This is a genomic window from Bacillus sp. FSL H8-0516, assembly GCF_038635285.1.
In the GTDB taxonomy this organism is placed as follows: domain Bacteria; phylum Bacillota; class Bacilli; order Bacillales; family Bacillaceae; genus Bacillus; species Bacillus safensis.
The window spans coordinates 396,927-416,529 of the sequence record NZ_CP152051.1 but is presented as its reverse complement, the minus strand read 5'-3'; the positions used below and the strand labels follow the sequence as shown (position 1 = coordinate 416,529).

The 19,603-nt window shown below is 43.4% G+C and carries 12 protein-coding genes; 8 read left to right on the top strand and 4 right to left on the bottom strand.

Annotation, left to right across the window (positions count from 1 at the left end; translation table 11 throughout):
* The first annotated feature begins 63 nt into the window (after positions 1–63).
* Positions 64–1,614 carry an MFS transporter gene (locus MHB67_RS02000; RefSeq protein ID WP_342492752.1) on the top strand — a complete coding sequence of 517 codons (1,551 nt, stop codon included), beginning with the start codon at positions 64–66 and terminating at the stop codon, positions 1,612–1,614.
* A 144-nt stretch (positions 1,615–1,758) separates the two neighbouring features.
* Here the strand turns inward: MHB67_RS02000 and MHB67_RS01995 are convergent, their stop codons facing one another.
* The gene (locus MHB67_RS01995; RefSeq protein ID WP_051149986.1) at positions 1,759–3,150 is read right to left on the bottom strand and encodes an amino acid permease; all 1,392 of its coding nucleotides are present in this window, start codon (positions 3,148–3,150) and stop codon (positions 1,759–1,761) included.
* 587 nt (positions 3,151–3,737) lie between these two features.
* Between MHB67_RS01995 and tcyA the strand changes: the two genes are divergently transcribed.
* From tcyA to MHB67_RS01965, 6 genes are all read left to right on the top strand, one after another.
* The gene (gene tcyA, locus MHB67_RS01990) at positions 3,738–4,553 is read left to right on the top strand and encodes a cystine ABC transporter substrate-binding lipoprotein TcyA (protein WP_024424285.1); all 816 of its coding nucleotides are present in this window, start codon (positions 3,738–3,740) and stop codon (positions 4,551–4,553) included.
* Positions 4,540–5,232 carry an amino acid ABC transporter permease gene (locus MHB67_RS01985; protein ID WP_342492917.1) on the top strand — a complete coding sequence of 231 codons (693 nt, stop codon included), beginning with the start codon at positions 4,540–4,542 and terminating at the stop codon, positions 5,230–5,232. The genes tcyA and MHB67_RS01985 overlap by 14 nt, the downstream gene beginning before the upstream one ends.
* Positions 5,233–5,244: 12 nt before the next feature.
* A complete protein-coding gene (locus MHB67_RS01980; protein WP_024424287.1) occupies positions 5,245–5,988 on the top strand; it encodes an amino acid ABC transporter ATP-binding protein in 744 nt (247 codons plus the stop codon).
* A 144-nt stretch (positions 5,989–6,132) separates the two neighbouring features.
* A complete protein-coding gene (locus MHB67_RS01975) occupies positions 6,133–6,777 on the top strand; it encodes a YitT family protein (protein ID WP_024427289.1) in 645 nt (214 codons plus the stop codon).
* Between the two features lie 82 nt (positions 6,778–6,859).
* Positions 6,860–7,450, top strand: coding sequence for a hypothetical protein (locus tag MHB67_RS01970; protein ID WP_073203766.1), 591 nt, complete (start codon positions 6,860–6,862; stop codon positions 7,448–7,450).
* Between the two features lie 92 nt (positions 7,451–7,542).
* Positions 7,543–8,235, top strand: a complete 693-nt coding sequence (locus tag MHB67_RS01965; RefSeq protein WP_073203763.1) for a 4'-phosphopantetheinyl transferase superfamily protein — start codon at positions 7,543–7,545, stop codon at positions 8,233–8,235.
* On the opposite strand, the gene MHB67_RS01960 is transcribed toward MHB67_RS01965, so the two are convergent.
* Positions 8,232–9,569 (bottom strand): PLP-dependent aminotransferase family protein, encoded by a 1,338-nt coding sequence (locus MHB67_RS01960; protein WP_073203760.1) that lies wholly within the window; start codon positions 9,567–9,569, stop codon positions 8,232–8,234. The genes MHB67_RS01965 and MHB67_RS01960 overlap by 4 nt on opposite strands.
* Before the next feature lie 130 nt (positions 9,570–9,699).
* Between MHB67_RS01960 and MHB67_RS01955 the strand changes: the two genes are divergently transcribed.
* The gene (locus MHB67_RS01955; RefSeq protein ID WP_044332660.1) at positions 9,700–10,614 is read left to right on the top strand and encodes a DMT family transporter; all 915 of its coding nucleotides are present in this window, start codon (positions 9,700–9,702) and stop codon (positions 10,612–10,614) included.
* A gap of 37 nt (positions 10,615–10,651) precedes the next feature.
* Here the strand turns inward: MHB67_RS01955 and MHB67_RS01950 are convergent, their stop codons facing one another.
* Positions 10,652–11,392 (bottom strand): alpha/beta fold hydrolase, encoded by a 741-nt coding sequence (locus MHB67_RS01950; protein ID WP_257802899.1) that lies wholly within the window; start codon positions 11,390–11,392, stop codon positions 10,652–10,654.
* A gap of 6 nt (positions 11,393–11,398) precedes the next feature.
* The gene (locus MHB67_RS01945) at positions 11,399–19,594 is read right to left on the bottom strand and encodes a non-ribosomal peptide synthetase (RefSeq protein ID WP_257802898.1); all 8,196 of its coding nucleotides are present in this window, start codon (positions 19,592–19,594) and stop codon (positions 11,399–11,401) included.
* Positions 19,595–19,603 lie beyond the last annotated feature (9 nt).

The following is a 19,603-nucleotide window of genomic DNA, read 5'->3' as shown; positions in this document are numbered from 1 at the left end:
CATACATCTTTATTTTATATGTTTTTTTAAATTTATAAGTAGGCTTGGAAAGGAGACATAAGAATGCAGACTGAGAACAGGAAACTAACACTCAAAAATTACATTGGGTATGGAACAATGGATTTATTTGGAGGGGGAGCATTCGCTATAATAGGCGCATGGATGTTATATTTTTTCATTACATACTGCGGTCTTACCCCTGTTGAAGCAGGATCTATTATTGCAATTGCTCGTATTATTGATGCGATAGCAAGCCCAATTATGGGCCATATCACTGATAATTTTGGTCGTACAAAACTTGGGAAAAAATTTGGAAGACGCAGGTTCTTTTTGCTAGTTGGAAGCCCTTTGATGATTATTTATTCCCTTCTTTGGATTTCTGATATGAATTACTGGTACTATTTAACGGTTTATATTTTGTTAGAATTCCTTGCCGCAATGGTATTAATTCCATTTGAAACACTTGGAGCTGAAATGACGAATGATTTTAATGCACGGACCAAGCTCTCAACAATAAGATTAATCTATTCAGGACTAGGAACATTTTTAGCTACCTTTATTCCAGGCAGATTATTCGAAATATTCGGAAAAGATTCACCTCAAGTTTTTCTTTACAATGGGATTATCTTCACCTTTATTTTTATGGCTGCATTATTAATTACACATAGAACAACATGGGAACGTAAAATAGAAGAAGACATGATAGAACCTGATGGTGTAGAAAAAGTACCTGCTATAGAATCCATCAAAAAAGTCATCATTGACTTGACATCTACTTTTAGAATAAGAAGTTTCCGTCAGCACCTCACGATGTATATTTGTTCGTTTACGGCCATGGATATTTTAAACGCTGTCTTTGTCTACTTTGTTGTGTTTTCTTTAAATAAAGATGCAGTGCTGGCAGCCGATTTATTATCTATTGGTTCATTACTTCAAATGGTATGTACAATATTGTTTGGTTGGCTCGTGATTAAAATAGGTCCTGCGCCATCTTTGAAAATATCTTATATTGCGATTATTACATGTATCAGCGGTTATATATTTTTATACTTCACACAACCAGCTTATATGATTATAGCGCTGTATGCTTTCTCTGTTATCTTAGGCATCGGAAAGAGTGGATTATATTATATACCATGGAATATTTACACTTTCATTCCTGATGTAGATGAAATGGTCACTCGTAAAAGAAGAGAAGGAATATTTGCAGGTATTATGACGTTTACACGCAAAAGTACTACAGCTTTAGCCACATTTTTGGTAGGAGTTATTTTACAGGAAAGTGGATTCGTTGCAAGCGCGACGACACAGTCTACGACAGCAATAAATGGGATTGTAGGTATTCTGTTTTTCGGAACTGTAGGGCTAGTCGGTATTAGTTTAGTCATTTCATTTAAATTTAAATTATCTAAGAAAACTCATTCCATTATGATTAATGAAATTAATAGGTTAAAGAATAATGGTTCAATGGAACAGGCTGATGATGAAACGAGAAGTGTTTTGAAAGCGCTAACAGGATGGGATTACGAGAAGCTTTGGGGTCATAATAACGTAGGATATCAGAATAAGCACCAACATTTTGAACAACAAGATTTTAAACAGGATATGAACTAACTTTTGTTGTTAGTTGAGAACTACAGCTCAGTTAAATAGTACTTCTATTGATATGAGAGGTTCCAGAATCACTTCAAGAAAAAAACACCTTCAGATTGATATCAGAGGTGTTTTTAAATATCTTACATTTAGTGTTTTTTGATTTTAAAACCGGATCTCATCATCTCCATGGATTTGCAGCTTCAGTGGCTCACTTTGTGCCTGATGCTTTTTCACATAGCGGTGATAGACAATATACCCAATGATCATGAGCGGTACACCAACATATAGCCCGATGCGCTGCTCTTGATCAAAGGCAAGGCTGACCAACACGATGGTATTCAGTGTGATTGCAATGATTGGCAGCACCGGATAAAGAGGCGTTTTAAATTTTAAGTTTTCCAGCTTTCCGCCTGCTTTCAAATATTTTCTACGGAAAAGAAGCTGTGATAATGTAATCGTGATCCAGCCTGTCTGGGCACTCATGCCGGCAATGGACACGATCCAGGCAAATACCGTTTTCTCTGCAAAGAAGCCGGATAACAGCGAAATCCCTGTAAATAGGAAGGTGAGCAGTAAGGCATTCATCGGAATACCGCGCTGATTGACGCGTCTAAATGCTTTTCCTGCCATTCCTTCCTTCGATAAGGAATACAGCATTCTCGTTGATGCATACAAGCCAGAGTTCGCAACAGATAATAAAGCAATGATAATGACAAAGTTCATGATGTCTGCCGCAAAAGGGATGCCCGTTCTCTCAAACACAGTAACAAATGGGCTTTGCAGCACACTAGCTTCCTTCCAAGGCACCATACCTGCTAAGACGAAAATCGATAAGACGAAAAAGACAAGTGTACGCCATACGGTTTGATGTATCGAACGGGGAACGGTTTTCTCAGGGTTTTCACTTTCTCCTGCCGCAATCCCGATCAGCTCTGTTCCTTGAAACGAAAAATTCACCGTGATCATCGTAACCACAACAGCGAGCAGGCCATTTGGAAACAGCCCGTCACTCACAAAATGGCTGAAGTATGGGGCGGGTTCACCGCTCGTTGTTTCAATAAACCCAAACATCGCCGCTCCGCCTACGCCAATAAAGAGTAAAATTGCAATAATTTTAATGGTAGAAAAGAAAAACTCCGACTCCCCGAACGCTTTCGCTGACCGGGCATTTAATAAGAAAAGACAGAGTCCGAATATGAGACACCAAATCCACACATCTACTTGCGGGAGCCAGCGCCTCATCAGCTGCCCTGCTGATAAGAACTCAAGGGCGACCGTTGCTGCCCAGCCGAGCCAATAAATCCAGCCGACAGCAAAACCTGCTGCAGGGCTGACAAATTTCGTCGCATACGTATGAAACGACCCCGACACAGGAAGTGCAACCGACAGCTCACCAAGACACAGCATGGTTAAATACATGATCAATCCGCCCACAATATATGAAAGAACAGCTCCGACTGGCCCTGCTTGTCCAATCGTATAGCCCGTTCCTAAGAAAAAGCCTGTCCCAATGACACCGCCAAGTGAAATCATAAATAAATGGCGGGAGGTCATCGCCCTTTTCAATTGTTCGGGCTGATTTTGTCCAACATCCACAATGATGCCCTCCTTCTTCTAAGATGCTCTGTTATCAAAACATGTCTCCATGTGATTCATTCCATTTTCAAAACAACCTACTAATTATACATCTTTTATAATAAATATGCTTCCTTCTATGGTCACTGTCTCAAAGTCTTTATTTTAGTAATGTTCGCACAACTATGTGGTGAATCAAACCATTTGATAGGATGCCATATATCTAAAATATTGCACAAAAAAACCAGCATGAAACTTTATCGTTGCACACTGGTTTCGTTTCATTCTTTTCGAGTCTCATTTTAGACAGTTCTTATGATCACTTTTGTCACAAGTCATTCTGCTTTTAGCACGTTCCACCAATCAAATCATCTTAATCATCTTGAACTTGTGTATGGTTTTATTCACCTTTTAACTTGGGTATAGTTCTATCGTTTGTCCGTTCGACCGTTTGAGGGCATAAAGTTGGTGAGATTCGCTCAAGCTAGTTTCAAATGCTTTACTTTTAGGTTGCTTCTCTGTAAGATCATATGTTGTAAATACCAACAAGAAAAGTGGGGAATAAAATGAAAAAAATGTTCTTTGCCATTATTTTAGGCGTTTGTGTTGCATTGATCACGGCATGTGGATCTGGTGCAAGCGACAACGCGAATAAACAATCTGGGTCTAAGGAATCAGGCGACCTTTGGAAATCCATTCAGGATAAAGGTGTATTAACCATCGGAACAGAGGGAACTTATGCTCCTTTCACCTTCCATGACAAAAAGACAGATAAATTGACTGGCTACGATGTAGAAGTCATCACTGAAGTAGCAAAACGCCTTGACTTAAAACCTGAATTCAAAGAAACACAATGGGACAGTATGTTTGCTGGACTGAATGCAAAACGTTTTGACGTGGTAGCGAACCAAGTGGGGAAAACTGGACGTGAAAATCAATACGATTTCTCTGATAAATACACGACATCTCAAGCTATTGTTGTGACAAAATCAGATAACAACGACATCAAGAAACTATCTGATGTCAAAGGCAAAAAAGCAGCACAATCGTTAACAAGTAACTACAATAAATTAGCAACAGATGCTGGCGCTAAGATTGAAGGCGTTGAAGGTCTTGCACAATCCATTCAATTGATTCAGCAAGGACGTGCTGATCTAACGTTCAATGACAAATTGGCTGTATTGAATTACTTGAAAACAAGCGGTAACAAAAACCTAAAAGTTGCATTTGAAACAGGAGATCCTCAAGAAACGTATTTCGCATTCAGAAAAGGCAGCGGCGAAGTCGTTGACAAAGTGAATGGCGCATTAAAAGAAATGAAGAAAGACGGTACACTTGCTAAGATTTCTAAGAAATGGTTTGGTGAAGATGTTACAAAATAATATCCTAGGAGTCGTCATTCCTTGGGATCTTCTTCAGCAATCTTTTTGGCCAATGGTGATGCAGGGGATTTATTATACAATTCCCCTCGCCACCATTGCCTTTATTATTGGTATTTTTATCGCGCTTGTGACAGCTCTTGCTAGAATGTCTAAGATTAAAGCCCTCAGATGGATTTTCTCCATCTATGTGTCGGCCGTTCGCGGAACGCCGCTTTTTGTGCAATTGTTTATTATTTTCTATTTCTTTCCGACATTTAATATCACACTGGATCCATATCCAAGTGCCATTATTGCTTTTTCTTTAAACGTAGGTGCGTATGCGTCTGAAATTATCCGTGCATCTGTCCTGTCTGTTCCAAAAGGACAATGGGAAGCAGGTTATTCCATTGGGATGACACATCGCAAAACGCTCGTCCGCGTGATTTTACCGCAGGCTGTGCGTGTATCGATTCCACCGCTCTCTAATTCATTTATTAGTTTGGTGAAGGATACATCCCTTGCCTCCCAAATTCTCGTGGCAGAGATGTTCCGTAAATCACAGGAAATTGCTGCGGCGAACTTGGATCAAATCTTGTTTATTTATATGGAAGCAGCCCTCATCTATTGGGTATTCTGCTTCATTCTATCGCTCATTCAGCATCAAATTGAAAAACGACTTGATCGATATGTCGCAAGGTAAGGAGGGAACGACATGCTAACAGTCAAAGGTCTCAAGAAATCCTTTGGTGAAAACGAAATATTAAAGTCGATTGATTTTTCGATCAACAAAGGGCAGGTTGTGGCCATTCTCGGTCCATCTGGTTCAGGAAAAACAACGATGCTTCGCTGTTTAAATGCACTTGAAATACCAAATGGTGGCTCCTTTACCTTCGATGATTTCTCGATTGATTTTTCGAAAAAAAATAAATCAGCTGATCTCCTGAAGTTACGCCGGAAATCAGGAATGGTGTTTCAGGATTATCACCTGTTTCCTCACCGTACAGTGCTTGAAAATGTGATGGAAGGTCCTGTCCAGGTGCAGCGCCGTCCAAAGGAAACAGTTCGAAAAGAAGCCATTCAGCTCTTGCAAAAGGTCGGTCTGGAAGATAAAAAGGATCTGTATCCATTCCAGCTCTCAGGCGGTCAAAAGCAGCGTGTCGGGATTGCCCGTGCACTTGCCATTCAGCCAGAGCTTATGCTTTTTGATGAACCAACCTCTGCGCTTGACCCTGAGCTTGTCGGGGAAGTCTTAAAGGTCATGAAGGATCTAGCGAAGGAAGGCTGGACCATGGCAGTTGTCACACATGAAATCAAGTTTGCCCAAGAAGTAGCAGACGAAGTGATTTTTATTGATGGCGGTGTCATCGTCGAACAAGGTCCTCCAGAAGAAATCTTCAAACGACCAAAGGAAGAACGAACAAAACAATTCTTAAACCGGATTTTGAATCCAGTATGATGAAAAAAGGCTGTTCTCACGTGGTGAGGACAGCCTTTTTTTATCTTTTTAAAAGTAAGCGATTACAATTGAACAAAGCCATTTAAAGGGGCGCGGTAGTATGTTACGATGGAACTCGAGTGTTTAAGAAAGAAGGGAATGCTTTTGAAGCGGGAACATCTTTTACGTTGGTTTTTTTATTTTGTTGGGTTGATCGTACTAGCTTTTGGACTATCGCTGACAGTGAAAGGGAAGATCCTTGGGATTGGTCCTTGGGACGCTTTCCACTACGGACTGTTTCAGCATTTTGGACTCACAATTGGACAATGGTCCATTATTATTGGTGCACTTATTGTGACACTGACTTCTATTTTTACGAAATCATTTCCAAAGATCGGCGCTTTACTGAATATGGTGCTGATTGGGGTGTTTATTGATTTCTTTAATGCGATATTACCTGCGCCACACGGATATTTACCGGCCTTATATGTATTTATTACAGGTGTTGTTGTTTCTGGATATGGCGTTGGCATTTATGTTTCAGCTAATCTTGGCGCTGGGCCACGGGACTCATTAATGCTGCTCATCTCAGCGAAAACGGGACTGAACGTACAGTGGGTTCGAAATGGCATTGAGTTAACAGTGCTTTTGTTTGCATGGATGCTCGGTGGACCGATTGGCATTGGAACGATTTTGACTGCGATCTTCACAGGTCTTGTCCTTCGTTTCTCCTTGCCGCAATCAACACGGCTTCTGGAGCTGCTCATTACAAAAACAGCCGAAAAACCTGTTCAAACCCTGACTAGATGAGAACAAGCCATTCTATAATTAGAATGGCTTTTCTTGTGCTAAAATAAATAAACAGAATATTCACGCACAGGAGATGGAGACTATGCAGCTTTTCCACTATCATTACTGGACACCATTTGTTGAAGAGACAGAACAAGCGTATCGTTCGCTAGGCTTTGAGGTAAAAGGTCGTTTCACAAAAGATGGCTCCTTTCATCCCCCGCTCACTTGGGAAGATTTTAGAGAAGAGCAGCCGACCTTTCGAATCATCGAAATGAGAAAAGGCCAGATCAATATCACATTTGGCTATAGCAAAAAAGTCCTTTTTGATCACATCGGCTTTCTTGTCTCAGACGAAGAATATGATCAACTGCTTGCACAAGCTAAAGAACTAAACTGGCCAATCCAAGCTGGGGAACGAAGAACGTTTCTTTCGACACCTCTTCGTTTAAGGCTTGAGTTACAGCGGCGTACAGATGTCATTGAAACGGGAACCGATGCGCTGCACGCTATGACAATTGCTGTTCCTGATTTGTCACAGACACCTAAAGTAGATCAGCTGCTATCACCTTTGCATCAGCCCATTCACTGGCAAAAAGGAGAACGGCTTTCCCTGCTTGACGTGAACATGACGAATGTTGATGAAATGAATACAATTGATCCGAATGGTGTCCACATCGTGAAACAGACGTAAAGCAGCGAGGCTCGCTGCCTTTTTACGTTAATGGACTCTTTTGCACGGCGCTCTCCAATGGTACAATCAATGTAAAAAATTAGAGGTTCGTTATGAAGATATTTGCTATCCAATTACAACACTTAGATGAAATCAATGCACGACAACAAATAGAGCGTCTGAAACCCTTTGTGTCATCTGAAAAGCGAGCTGCCGCTGAACGCTTTCGTTTTTTGATCGATGCAAGAAGAACCTTATTAGGTGAAGTGCTGGTTCGTCAAACGATCCATGATATGTACGAGCTGCCTATGGATCAGATCGTTTTTGAAACAGAGGGCAATGGAAAGCCTGTCGTCCGGCATCTTCCTTCTTTTCATTTTAATCTTTCTCATTCTGGCAATTGGGTCGTTTGTGCAGTAGATGATGCACCTGTGGGCATTGATATTGAGGAGATCAAACCTATTGATCTGGCGATTGCCAAACGATTTTTTTCAGCGGATGAATATCAGGATTTACTCTCACAGCCAGCAGAACGACAGGAAGCCTATTTCTTTCATTTATGGTCAATGAAGGAGGCCTTTATCAAGCTGACTGGAAAAGGATTATCCTATGGGCTTTCGTCCTTTACAGCCCGTCTGTCAAAGGATGGACAGGCTGCGTTGACATTACCTGATCATGAAGCGCCTTGCCTTGTTCAAACATATTCACTTGACCCTGCCTACCAAATGGCGGTATGCACACGAAAGTCTGCTGCGGCTGAAAGCGTTGAGAGACTTACTTGCAGTGATATACTGTCCCGCCTTTAATAACGCGTACTTTGCTGAATTACCGTCTTTAATAGATCGACTCCCCGTGTGATCTGCTCTTCTTTCACCTGCCAGATATTCAGCTGAAGAATGGGATCCTTTTGATAGGCCTGCAGATAATTACGGTCAATTGGCTGAATGGAAACAGATGCCTTTTTCAGCTGCTGAATCAGCTGGTTCACAGGAATCGATCGATCGACTCGTACATGTGTATGGGTAGCCGGCTCCTGTTCTCCCAGCTGATAAGCGCTCTGATCATTTTTTAAACTTGCCACGAGCTGCTTGGAGCGGTTTCGATAGCTCGCCCGCACCCTGTCTCTATGCCGCTCAAACATCCCGCTTTTTAAATAGATTTCTAAAGCTGCCTGGGACAGCATGGAGCTGTCGATATCAATCAGCCGTTTGTGTTCGCTAAAAGGTGTAATCAGTTCTTCAGGTAAAACGACAGCTCCTGTTCGTAGCCCCGGAAAGATGATTTTAGAAAAGCTTTTCAAATAAATAACCTTTCCTGCCTGATCGTATGAATAGATCGGGTCTCTTTTTGTATCGAATTCTAAATCTGCTAGATAATCATCCTCAACAATGTAGACATCATATTTCTCAGCAAGGGCTGCAATCGCTCTTTTTTCTCGTTTTGATAAACTCGTTCCAAGCGGGTTTTGAAATCTTGGCATCGTATAGAAAAAACGAATCTCCTCTTCTCGAAAGATACGTTCTAATTCGATCAGATCGATCCCTTTTTCCGTCCGTTGAATTCCACGCACAGGCAATTGGTTTTTCTCTAAATATTGGAGATATAAGTGATACCCCGGCTGTTCGACTAGTATGGTTTGTTTTCCATTCGGAAAAGGGATGGTGCTTAAAATGGATAAAGCGAGCTGAATACCAGAGGTCATGACGATCTGTTCTGGATGAGCAAACACTTGATAATCCATTAATCGCTTTGAAATGACTGGCAGCAGGGATGGTAAACCGTTGGATGTGCCATAAATAAATAAGTCATTTTGATACAAATCGATCGCTTGGTTGATACAGTGCTGGAAATCGACATATGGAAACACAACGGGATCAGGTGCAGATGAAGCAAAATCAATCCATGTGCTGTCCTGCTTACCTGCTGATTGCTTCGTTTTCACGACATAATAGCCGCTCCTTTCTACAGAATACAGCAGATGTTCACGCTCCAATGTGTCTAGCGCTTTGATGACAGTGCTTTTACTCACTGCATATTGAGCCGCTAAGTGACGAATGGATGGAATTTTCATCCCAGCACTGTACTCACCAGAATCCATTTTTTCTTTTAAGCTCAAGACAAGCTGATCATATTTCCTCACGCCATTTCCTCCTTGTACCGGTACAGATATCATGTTCTCTTATTGTACACGTTAGATGATCCGATTACGATAGAAGAACAGAACCGGTCAATTCATTTGAAGCATGCATGCTCATGTAAGGAGGCACGTTATGAATATGTCAAAACAAAAAGCGTATGCTGCCGCGATCGCATACGCCTCTATCATTGGTTTTTCCTTTTTGTTTGTCAAAATCGCATTAGAATCAGCAAATCCAATCGATTTATTGGCACACCGCTTTACCGTTTCTTTTGCAGCCGCTCTATTGCTGTATCCGTTTCTACGAAAAAAGTATCGCATATCCATTCAATGGCGTGATCTCATTTATATCGTACCGTTTTCCTTGCTTTACCCTGTTTTGTTCTTTGCTTTTCAAGTGTGGGGATTGATGTATACATCTTCTTCAGAGGCTGGCATCATTCAAGCGACGATTCCCATTTTAACGATGCTGCTGGCAGCCTGGTTTTTAAAGGAACGTGCGACATGGATACAAGTGCTGTTTACCTTCCTTTCTGTGTGCGGGGTAATGCTTCTCTTTGTCATGAAAGGAATTGATGTCCAGCATTCTCACTTCATCGGCTATGTGCTGATTTTACTTTCAGCCTTGTCATCCAGTGCATATAGTGTGTTTGCCAGAGTGATTACAAAACGATTCCATGTGATCGAACTCACCTTTGTGATGACCTTCTTTGGCTTTGTCTTTTTCAATGCCGCCGCGCTTATCCGGCATTCGATCAATGGATCATTGCCTCAGTTTTTCAGTCCATTTACAGAAGCATCCTTTGTATGGTCGATGCTCTTTTTAGGTATTCTTTCATCTCTTCTTACCGCATATTTATCAAACTATGCACTCTCGCAGCTAGAAGCGGCAAAGGTCAGCATCTTTAACAATTTATCCGCGTTTATCACGGTCGCCGCCGGAGTTCTCATTTTACACGAAACGATTGATTGGTACCATCTCCTCGGAGGGGTGCTAGTCATTGGCGGGGTGATTGGCGGGAATGTGGTGAAGAAACAGCATTCATAAGAAAAAGCGGCCTCTTTATAGAGAGCCGCTTTCTTTTTTAATGTCTGATCAATTGCTGCTTGGCTGTAAGCTCAATCACCTGTCTCATCTGCTCTGCAAATGGCTCAAGGTGTGTGTTGATGTACATGTGGCCTCCATCGAAATTGGTGCGTTCGATCGTTTTTGCCCATTTTAACCAGCCGCTTGCATCCTGCATGCATTTCTCATCTTGCTTTCCATTGAATAAATGAACAGGTGTGTCGATAATCGATTGATCTGTGTGCTGGAAGGTTTCTAGTGCCTTGTAGTCTGCACGCAATGACGGCGTAAAGTAATCCATCATTGGTTTGTTCTCTAGTAATTCCTTTGGAATCCCGCCCATTTCGGCAATATGCTGTACAAATGCTTCATTGGATAAATGTGTCAGCATCTGCCGTTTTGTTTGCGGAGGCTGAATGGCTGAGATCACCACTGCTGCAGGATAAATTCCTTCCTTTTCTAGCAGCTGGGTTAGTCTGTATACCACAAGCCCTCCCATTGAATGTCCAAACAGAATAAATGAGCGGTTCAATTTGTCCGTAAGTCCTTCTTTATACAGCTCTGCCAGCCGGTCAATGCTTGATTCAAGCGGCATGAGATTGGTGCCGTGCCCTGGGGGCTCTGCTGCTGTGACTTCGGCCACGTCTTTTAGCTGTTCAAAGAGCGGACGGTATGAGGCGGAATATCCGCCGGCAAAAGGAAAACATATAAGTTGAATGAGATCTGATTTTTTTTCAAAGGTTTTCAATAACTGATTCATACGTCTTTACCCCTTTATAATCGTTTGAAGAATCCGTGCCAGTTCATCTGCCTGCGGTCTTTTCATCATGGTGACATGATCGCCTTTGATGTGGTAATACGAGCACGACTCTTTCGTATAAGCCTCCCAATCTGCGAACTTCTTCTGGAAATCGCTTGCGTGATCACTGCTTTGGACAATATAAAATGGCACAGGAAATGGTTCTTTTTCTAATTCAATGGCTTGTGACATGATCGTATTATGCGTTTGCATTTGCAAATATTTATCTAAATATTGATCATTCATGAATTGATGAACAACTTCATCCTTTTCTGCCTCTTTGAGAATTTTCTGCTTCACTTCTTGGAAGCTCAATCCTTGTAAAGCTTCTGGCTGAATGCCGACCAGGTTCCCCATTCCAAGGACAAGCGCGAGCATTTTTACTTCTTCTTCGTTCATATCGGCATGAAGTGCCTGATCTGCCTCATCTCTTAGCACTGGAACCGTATCTAAAATGATGAGTCCTTTCGGTGCTTTTCCTGCATGAGAGAGCCGCTGATTCATTCCGTAGGCAAGATGCCCGCCCATTGAATGCCCTGCGAGATAGTCAATCCCCGGACGGTAGAACGTTTCAATGGCTTCTATAAAAAGGGTCACAAGCTCCGTGTAATGGAGGAATTGCGGCTCTTCATCCTCATATAGGCCAGGAGACTGCAAGGCGTACACAGCACCTTGATGTGTCATGAGCTTAGCAACATCAATATAGCCCATCACCGTTCCACCCGCAGGCGGCGCAAAGAATATTCTCGGTTCGGCTGGATCGCCTTTTTTCAGCTCGATCACGTAGTCCTTCGGAGACCTTTCGACGTTCTCAGCGGCTTCTGGCACTGCGTCCAAATGGGCGGCTAATTGCGCAGGCGCCGGGTGCATGAAAATCCATTTTGGATCAACACGAACACCTTTTTCTTTTAATTTGGCCACAGCCTGAATACTCATAATGGAATCGCCGCCCAGATCAAAGAAGGAGTCATGCATACCTACTTGCTTCACACCAAGCACTTCCTTGAAAGCTGCGACAATCCGCTCCTCCGTTTCGGTGACCGGTTTGTCGTCATCATGGGAAAGGGAAATTGTTTCTGTTGGCTCTGGCAATGCTTTTTGATCAACCTTTCCGTTCGTTGTCACCGGCATTTCATCCAGTACGATAAAGTAACTTGGAATCATATAGCCTGGCAGGCTTTCCTGCAAAAAGGCTTTCCAGCCCGGAACAGGGTTTTCTCCGTTTGTTACAAGGTAGGCCGCCAGCCGTTTTGAGCTGCCATACGTTTTGGCGATGACTGTACATTCTTTGACTTGTGGATGCTTGAGCAGGGCTGTCTCAATTTCTCCGCATTCAATTCGGTAGCCTCTAATTTTCACTAGATGATCTTTTCGGCCGAGATATTCAATGGTGCCATCTGATCGCCATGTACCAAGGTCGCCTGAACGATACAGCTTGTCTCCCTTTAGTTCAGGGAAAGGATTGTCAATAAACCGCTCCTTTGTCTGCTCTGGATCATGAAGGTAACCTTTCGCAAGACCAGTTCCACCGATATAAATTTCTCCTTTGACGCCTGCTGGTACTGGATTCAGCGCATCGTCCAGTATGACGACAGTTGAGTTCGACACCGGCACACCAATTGGAACTGATTTTGCGCCTGCTGGCACGTGTGTGACTTGATGTGTTGTGGCTAATGTCGTATTTTCTGTTGGACCGTAAGCATTGACGAGCACACCTTCCATATGCGGCAGTGCCTTTCGTGCATGCTCACTAGACATGGCTTCCCCGCCAACGAGTAATGTGCGGTAGCCTGCCACACTTTTTGGATCATGCTCCACCAATCGATTAAATAAAGCGGTTGGCAGACAGTTGGCTGTGACTTGATGCGTTTTGATGAACTGCGTTAATTCGTCCATATTCAGTGCTGCATATTTTGGGAGCAGAATCAGCTGACCGCCATTCAGCAGCATTCCCCATAATTCAAATGTAAAGGCATCAAAAGCATAGTTTGAGAGCTGAAGCATTTTATCATCTGGACCGAGCTTGATATAATTTGTTTCTCTAACCAAGCGGACAACTCCTGCATGAGGGAGCATCACGCCTTTTGGTGTACCTGTTGAGCCTGATGTGTAGTTGACATAGGCGATCTGGTCTTCCCCTATGATCGATGCTTCTCTTTGATACACTGCATTTGTTTCTGGTATTGGCTTGTCCATGACAATCTTTGTACCTGTAAAGTCTACTAGACGATCTGCAAGATGAGACTGGGTGATGATCACATCGCTTTGCGTATCACGAACGATGAGACGGATGCGTGCATCAGGATATTCAGGTGACATCGGAACATACGCAGCACCAGATTTGACGATTCCTAGGACCGACACAATCATGTCAAAGGAGCGATCAAATAGCATCGGTACAAGGGAGCCTGGTCCAATTCCTTTTGACTGCAAGTAAGCAGCAAGCTTTGTCGCTTTCTCATCCAAGGCTTCATACGTCATGTGCTCATCCATATAGGACAAGGCAATACGATGCGGATCACGCTGCACCTGCTCTTCAAACAGTTCTTGAAGCGTACGCTTTGGATATGGCGTATCTGTTTGATTTTTCCCTAGAATCATCGCCGCCTGTTCCGCTTTGTCCATTAAGCAATAATCAGCAAATGCACGCTCAGGCTGAGCCGTCATGCCATCTAACAAATGGAGATAATAATTCATATAACGTTGGATGGTCTCTTGTTCAAATAAATCCGTATTGTATTCCACATGAATTGACAGCTGCTCTTCCTGTTCAAATATGTGCAGGGTGAGATCAAATTTAGATACTGTATGATGGACCATCACATGTTCACTGGTCAGCCCTTTAAGGTTTACATCGAGCGAATCGGTGACATACCCCATGGCCGCCTGAAAAATAGGTGATCGGCTTAAATCTCTATCTAACGAAAGATCATCGACAAGCTTGTCAAATGGGTAATGCTGATGCTCAAAGGCTTTTAACGTCATCTCTTTCACATTTTCCAAGAGATCAGTGAACGTCTCTGCTGTTGAGACGTCCTGTCTCAGCGCAAGTGTATTCACAAACATCCCAACAAGCTGCTCTGATTGCTTGGCATCCCGCCCTGCAATAGGCGATCCAATGATAATATCTGTCTGTCCGGACAGCTTGTGAAGCAGGACGTAGTATGCGGACAGCATCGTCATGAACAGCGTCGTGCCCTGCTGCTTGGACAAGGCCTGCAAGCGGCGAATAAGCGGTTCATTCAGTACGATTTGCTCTGTAGCACCGTTAAATGTTTGAACCGGCGGACGAGGACGGTCAAACGGCAGCTCCAGAACTGGAAGTTCATCTTGTAACGTATTGAGCCAATAGGTTTGATCTTCTTGATGCTGCTTTAATTGTTCATTTTCCCAATGTACATAATCTGTCCATTCGATTTCTAAGGCTGGGAGCTGCGGCGTTTCATCTGCAAGCAGCGCTTCATACGCCACTTCTAATTCCTGAATGAGCAGGCTGAGTGACCATGCATCTGAAATGATGTGGTGCTGCGCGCAAAGGAGATAATACTCCTCCTTGCCCATATCTACTATCGTCCACTGCGCAAGAGGTCCTCTTTCTAAATCATAAACGCGGTCTGCCTCTTGCTGAATGAGCTGCTTGAGCCTTCTCGCTCTTGTTTTTTCATTAAATAACGAGAAATTTGCCACTGTCACAGATGGCGGAAGGTCTTCACGAATGAGTTGAACCGGCTTGCCGCCAAGTGATTTAAATACTGCCCGAAGTGCTTCATGCCGCTTTGTTAAAAGGCCAATCGCTTTTGTTAATGCTTGAATGTGTAATGGTCCTGTCAGCTTCCAAGCACCTAATATATTGTAATGATGGCTCTTTTCTAATGTGGATAAGAACCAAATACGCTTCTGGGCATGTGACAGCTCATAGCTTGTTTGCTTTTCAAGCTTTGGAATTTTAGCTTCCTGAACGACTGGCGCCCCTTTGATGTCATCAACCATTTGCGCCAGATGTGCCAGATGCTTGCTTTCAAATAATATTTTTAAAGGCGCCTTCATTGAAAATTCATGATTGATCCGGGAAATGGTTTGAGTTGCCTTTAGTGAATGCCCGCCAAGGTCGAAGAATTGATCCTCTTTATACACACGATCTACATCTAAAATGTCCTCCCATATGGCGGCAAGAAGCTGCTCTGTCTTCGTTTCTGGCAATTGCTTTTCAAGGCTTTGTCCGTTTTTGTCATGATTCAATTTGAGTGCTTCATAATCAATAGAGCCATCTAGCTTTTTCGGTATTTCCTGTACTTGCTGAATGTCCCATTTGCCTTTTGAGACGCTCGTGATCCCTTCAACATGCACTTCTTTGCCCGGCTGAACGGTGTAAAAAAGCTTTTTCTCAAAGACCGGTATTGGAGCTGGCTGAAGATACCCGGCGATGTCTGGATTTGCTTCGTCCAGACCGATAAATAGATGCGCTTCATTGAGCCGGACACCTAAACATAATGAATGGAGACCTTGCTTCTTTCCAATCAATTGAAATCCCTTGCGAACGGTGAGAGCTGCTCCGGTATGCCCCTTAGACAAACCGAGATTATCCCACATACTGAAGTTCAAAGAGATTGCTCGTCTTCCTTCTTGAAAGCTGAGAGCGTGCGCGAGTCCATCTAAAAAGCTGTTGGCCGCAGAGTATGCCCCAAATGTTGTGCCGCCAAAAAAGCCATTGACCGATCCAAAAAAGACAAGCGGTACTGTCGGATCATACTTAAAGGCTTCCTGCAGGACCCATGCTCCGTCTGCTTTCCCTGACATTTCTTTTGTGAAATCCTCTTCTGACGTATGAGCCAGTGTATACTTGTCCGCCTGCTGAAAATGCTCAGACACATTACCAGCACCGGCCAAATGCAGCACACCCCGGATCGATTGTCCAAAGTGCTTTTCTGCTTCATAAATCGCCTGTTCAACTTCACGTAAATCGGTCACATCTGCTTGGATATAAATGACGTCACCAGCATCTTTTAGCTGTGACAAGGCTTCTTTCTTTTCCAAGCTGTCTTCCAGAGATGTCCGTCCGATCAATACGAGTTTCAAGCCAAATTGGAGCATTTGCTTAGACAGCTCAAACCCAATTCCGCCAAGTCCTCCAGTTAATAAATAAAGACCTTCATATTCTAAAAAACCTTCTGTTTGAGGCGCTTCGATCATATTGACTTTTTCCAGCTTTGGTACGAATCTGTCCCCATTTCGGTAAGAAACCTCTGCTTTTATATGAATCGCAGACAATTCTTCCGCAATATGCTTGGCATCCTGTTCTACATTCTCCGCTTCAATATCAAGATGAGACACCTCTGCTCCTTCCCATTCTTGGGGAATGGTTTTTAGCAGACCTGCAAGCGGCGTTTTCTCCACATGAAGATCATCTTCAGGCTTCACAAATTGACCACCTTTTGTCACAACGACAAGACGGATGGGCTCTTTATTTGCTTGTCTCAAGGCTTGATACAAGTACAAAATGGATTGATTGGTACTGGCATGCAGCTCTTTGAACTGCGCAGGATCAACGATGTCTTCTTTGTCTGACACATTCCACAGATGGAGCATACGCCCGATCTTTAGTTCATCTGCTTCAAGTGCGGCAATGAGCCTGACGTAATCCCCCTTGATTCTCGGATTTATCTGGTACATCCCTTTGGACAGACGCAAAAATTCATGACCTTTTCTCACAGAAATATATGGCTGTTTCTTTTGCTCAAATTGTGTGTAAAGCGATTGATACAGCCCTTTTTCATCCTCGAAAACGAGTACATGATCAGTAAAAGGCTGAGTTGGACCGATATGCTCCTTAGCCCAAATGCGTTTGAAAAACCAGTCTGGGAGTGTTTGTTCATTTTCAGAAGCAAGATCCAGTGCCTGTTCAATGTCACGGAAGGCTCCATCTTTTAGTGCTGCGCCTAACTGGGCACGCTGGATTTTCCCACTCTCCGTTTTTGGAAATTGGTCTTTTTTCACCGGAATGATGTGATCAGGCTCTATGCCGATTTTTCGAATGATGGCCTCTCTTATCTGTTGAATTATCGCGATTTGTTCCTCTATTGAATCCCTTTGTGAGACAAAAAAGACGGCAAGCGTGTCATTGCTTGATTCGGGATTATAAATGCCGTACGCAGCGGCAAAAGTGACTTCGACCCCGTCCACCTCTTCTACAACCGCTTCAATTTCATAATTCAAATAGTTAGCGCCGTTGATAACAATGATGTCTTTTTCTCGACCTGTCAGAACGAGACGCCCTTCATGAATAAACCCTAAATCCCCTGTGTGAAACCAGCCGTTTTCCGCAAATACTTCTTGATTGGCTTCCTCATTTTGATAGTAGCCCATCATAATTGTTGGACCCTTCACCTGCAAGCGCCCAACCTGATCTTCTGGCAGCACCTCGTGATGCTCATCTACAATTCGAATCCATACAGACGGAATCGGCGTGCCGACTTCTGTAAACGTCATCTTGTTCGGATGATCGTGCGTCACATATTCGATCTCACTTGTTAACGAGGTCTGATCAATCGTCAGCTGTCCATCCTGTTCACTGTTCCGCATAAATTTCTTTGACTGAACAATGGCTGAGGATGTTTCTGACATACCGTAAGCAGGTACCATCGCATGACGGCTTAATCCGTGCTGCCCCATGATGTGCATGAAGCGCTGCGTGACTTTCGGAACAACCGCTTCGGCTGCATTCATGATATAAGTCAGAGTGGACAGATCCCAGTTTCCCTTACGAATGTCGTCTTCATATTCATTCATCATGGCAAAGGCAAAGTTTGGTGCCCATGTCCTCGTGACCCCGTATGTTTCTACCCAATCCAGCCACACCATCGGCCGCTCGATAAATTGATCGATGGATGGACTTATCTGCTGGCAGCCAAGGTAGACGTCATGTACATGAAACATGACAATTCCACCAACATGATCAAGCGGCATCCAGTTAAGCGACACATCCTCATGTGTAAAGCCGTTTACCTGCTCAAAGGCCATAATTCTAGATAAAATGCTTTGATGATGATGACGGATACACTTTGGTACACCCGTACTTCCTGAAGACAGCAGCTGCAGCACAGGCTCATCCGGCTCTGGCTCATAATGCTGTTCATCTGGTTCATACGCCAGCAATGCTTCAATTGTTAAGATAGGCACGACCTTTGCTTCAAATGTCTCACGCAGCCCAGCAATGCCCTCAGCACTTGCTTCATTCGTAATAATGAAAGGTTCATTTTGCAGCTGAAACACGCCCTTCAGCTTATTCACACCTTGATTCACTTCATCATAAACAGGCGGCACAGAGACTGGGGTCGGAATGATTCCTCCGAGAATACAGCCCCAGAACACCGTGATAAAATCTTGATGGTCTTTCAATTGAAGTAACACTTGATCACCGTTTGACAGTCCTGCTGCCCTTAAACCGGACAGAACCCGTTCAGCGCTAGTTAGTAATTCAGGATAGGTTTGGGTCAACGTATGCCCGCCTTCTTTCAAATAAGTCACCCCGCGGTCTGGTGACATAAAGGCTGATCGAATCAGCACCTCTGTCAGCGTGACAGGTGTGCCTGGTTTTTTGATCACATCTCCGCCATACACAAGTGCGGGCGGCTTCTCATCTAGAGATGATGGTTTTGTTTTGCCCGCTTCACTTTTCGAAAGCGGTTCGTTCCCTTGAGTACGCTGTCGATCAGGAAACAGGTCATCTAGGTGATAGGGCGTTTGTTTTTCTGACTGACTTTCAATGAAAGCGGCCGCTTCCGCTACTCCATCTATAGCTTTGGTGCGCTCTTCTATCTTTCTTAATTCCTCTTGATCTATGATTTCAATTGAAAGCAGTACCTCTTTGTCGACTGCTCCACTTTCTGTCTTTGGCAAAGAAGGTAATAAGACAAGAGCAGCTGGTACTTCATGAGGGTGAAGTGGACCTTTCATCAGGTCCTCCCTTGTCAGCGAAGGGTCCTTCGCCTGTGCAAATAGCACAAGCGATAGACTGCCTTCTTGATTTTTCTTCGGAATGATGGCACATTCCTTAAGCGGAAAATGAAGCATCATGACTTGCTCTAATGCTTTGAGGTCCATCCGTTTTCCATTGATTCTGACGATATGATTTGCTGCATGTCCTTTTCGTCTACTCACTAACATCGTTCTTCT